The 2,499-nt window shown below is 71.5% G+C and carries 2 protein-coding genes; one reads left to right on the top strand and one right to left on the bottom strand.

All coding sequences use genetic code 11. The annotated features are described in order from the left end of the window. The coding region (locus CH341_RS30625) for a bifunctional metallophosphatase/5'-nucleotidase (RefSeq protein WP_146604697.1) at window positions 1–1,367 on the top strand (1,367 nt) is incomplete at its 5' end. A 32-nt stretch (window positions 1,368–1,399) separates the two neighbouring features. Here CH341_RS30625 and CH341_RS30620 read toward each other — a convergent pair. Then, window positions 1,400–2,499: methyl-accepting chemotaxis protein (locus CH341_RS30620; RefSeq protein ID WP_146604696.1), on the bottom strand; the 1,100-nt coding region annotated here is incomplete at its 5' end.

The raw sequence follows: 2,499 nt of genomic DNA, 5'->3' as shown, positions 1-2,499 counted from the left end.
GGCTCGCCGCCGCCGTGAAGGCGGAGCGCGCCCGCGGCGCCACCGCCGGCTCGACCGTGCTGGTGGCGCATGCCGGCGACACGCTGTCGCCGTCGCTGATGTCGGGGCTCGACCAGGGCGCCCATATCGTCACGCTCACCAACATGGTGGGTCCGGACGTCTTCGTGCCCGGCAATCACGAATTCGACTTCGGCAAGGCCGTGTTCCTGAAGCGGATGGGCGAGGCGCGCTTCCCGCTGTTCGCCGCCAATCTGCGCGGCCCCGGCGACGCCGTGCTGCCCGGCTTCCAGGACCGCCGCATCGTCGCGGTCGAGGGCGTCAAGATCGGCATCGTCGGCCTCACCTACGACGACACGGCGCGCGCCTCCAATCCGGAGGATCTGGTGTTTCGCGATTCCGTCGAGACGCTGAAGCAGCAGGCGGCCGCGCTGCGGGCCGACGGCGCCGACTTCGTCGTCGCCGTGGTCCATGCCGACCGCGACCAGCAGCGCGCCATGATCTCGACCGGGGTGGTCGACCTCGTCCTGGGCGGCCACAACCACGATCTGTTCATCAACTACGACCAGAGCAGCGCGCTGGTGGAATCCGCCTACGAAGCGATCTACGTCACCGCCGTGGATGTCGACGTGACGGTCCGGACGACGTCGGAGGGCCACCGCGCGATAGCGTGGTGGCCGCAGTTCCGCATCATCGACACGGCCACCGTGACTCCCGATCCGGAGGTGCTCGCGGCCGTGAAGGGCTACCAGGCCGAGCTCGCCAACGAGATGAACGCGCCGCTCGGCACCACGGCGGTCGAGTGGGACAGCCGCAACGCCACGGTGCGGACCCGCGAGGCGGCGATCGGCAACGTCTTCGCCGACGCGGTACGCACCAGCCTCAAGACCGAGGCCGCGATCCTCAACGGCGGCGGTATCCGCTCGGGCCGCGTCTATCCGGCCGGCAGCGCGATCACGCGCCGCGACGTGCTGGCCGAGCTGCCCTTCGGCAATCGCGTGGTGCCGATCGAGATCGGCGGCGCCGAGCTGCGCGCCGCCATCGAGCACGGCCTCGCCCGCCTGCCCGACGCCTCGGGCCGGTTTCCTCAGGTGTCCGGCCTGACCATCGCGGCGGACGTCTCCAAGCCGGTCGGCACCCGCGTCCTCTCGGTGCTGGTCGACGGCAAGCCGCTCGACCCACGCCGCACCTATACGGTCGCCGTGAACGACTTCCTGGCCCGCGGCGGCGACGGCTACGACATGGTGCGCGACGCCAAGCACCTGCTGCCGACCGACGACTCGCCCCTGCTGGCCAACGAGGTGATGGTCTATGTCCGCCGCCTCGGCGAGGTGAAGACCGGCGTCGAGGGGCGCATCAAGCTGCGCTAGAGTCGTGCGCGCAAAAGCCGACCAGGTCGCGCTCACGCCGCGTCGGGTTGCGCGGCCTCGACGATGCGGGACAAGCGGCCGTGCAGGGCCTCGATGTCGTGCGTCATGACGGCGACCGCTTCTCGCACCTCGACCGAGTTGCCGCCGACGGCGGCGGTCTCGCTCGACACGGTCGCGATGCGGGTCGCGACCTCGTGCGCCGCTTCGTTGGTCTGCTGGACGCTGCGGGCGATCTCGCGGGTCGCCGCGCCCTGCTGCTCGGCGGCGGCCGCGACCGCGCCGGCGATCCCGTCGATGCCGTGAATGCGCTCGCCGATCTCCTCGACGGCGCGCACGGCCTCGGCCGTGGCTGCCCGGATGTCGTGGACGTGGCGGTTGATGTCCTCGGTCGAGCGGGCCGTCTGGTTGGCGAGCGACTTTACCTCGGCGGCGACCACGGCGAAGCCCTTGCCGGCCTCGCCGGCCCGGGCCGCCTCGATGGTGGCGTTGAGGGCGAGCAGGTTGGTCTGTGCGGCGACGTCGCTGATCACATGCGTCACCTCGGAGATGCGGGCGACCGCCTCGGACAGCGAGCGGATCTTCGCTTGTGCATCGGCGCCGGCCGAGACCGCCTCCCGGGTCGCCGCACTGGTGCGGGCGATCTGGTCGGTGATCTCCTGGACCGAGGAGGAGAGCTCCTCGGCCGCGGCGGCCACGGCTTCGGCCGTGGCTTTCGCATGGTCGGCGAAGGTCGCCACCCCGCGCGAGGTCTCGCCCACCGCCACGGCCCGGCTCGCCATCGCCTCGGCCGTGCTGCCGACGCCGCGTGACACCCTGCCGATCCCGCTGATCGCATCGAGCGACTCGCGCTCGACATTGCGCGCCATCTCCAGCACGGCTTCCCGACGCATGCGGTCGGCCGCCTCGCTGGCGGCGCGCTGCTCGTCCTTGAGGCGCTCGTTCTCCAGGGCGTTGTCCCTGAACACCTGCACGGCGCTCGCCATGGTGCCGATCTCGTCACCCCGTCCGATCCCCGGAACCGTGGTCGTCAGCACGCCCCTGGCCAGCGCCGTCATGGCCCCGGTCATGTCCAGCATCGGCCGGACGATGCCGTAGCGCGCCGCCAGGATGCCGAGCAGCAGGGCGAGGCCGA

The sequence above is a fragment of the Rhodoplanes roseus genome (genome assembly GCF_003258865.1).
GTDB classification, from domain to species: Bacteria; Pseudomonadota; Alphaproteobacteria; order Rhizobiales; family Xanthobacteraceae; genus Rhodoplanes; species Rhodoplanes roseus.
This window is presented reverse-complemented; position numbering and strand designations above follow the sequence as displayed.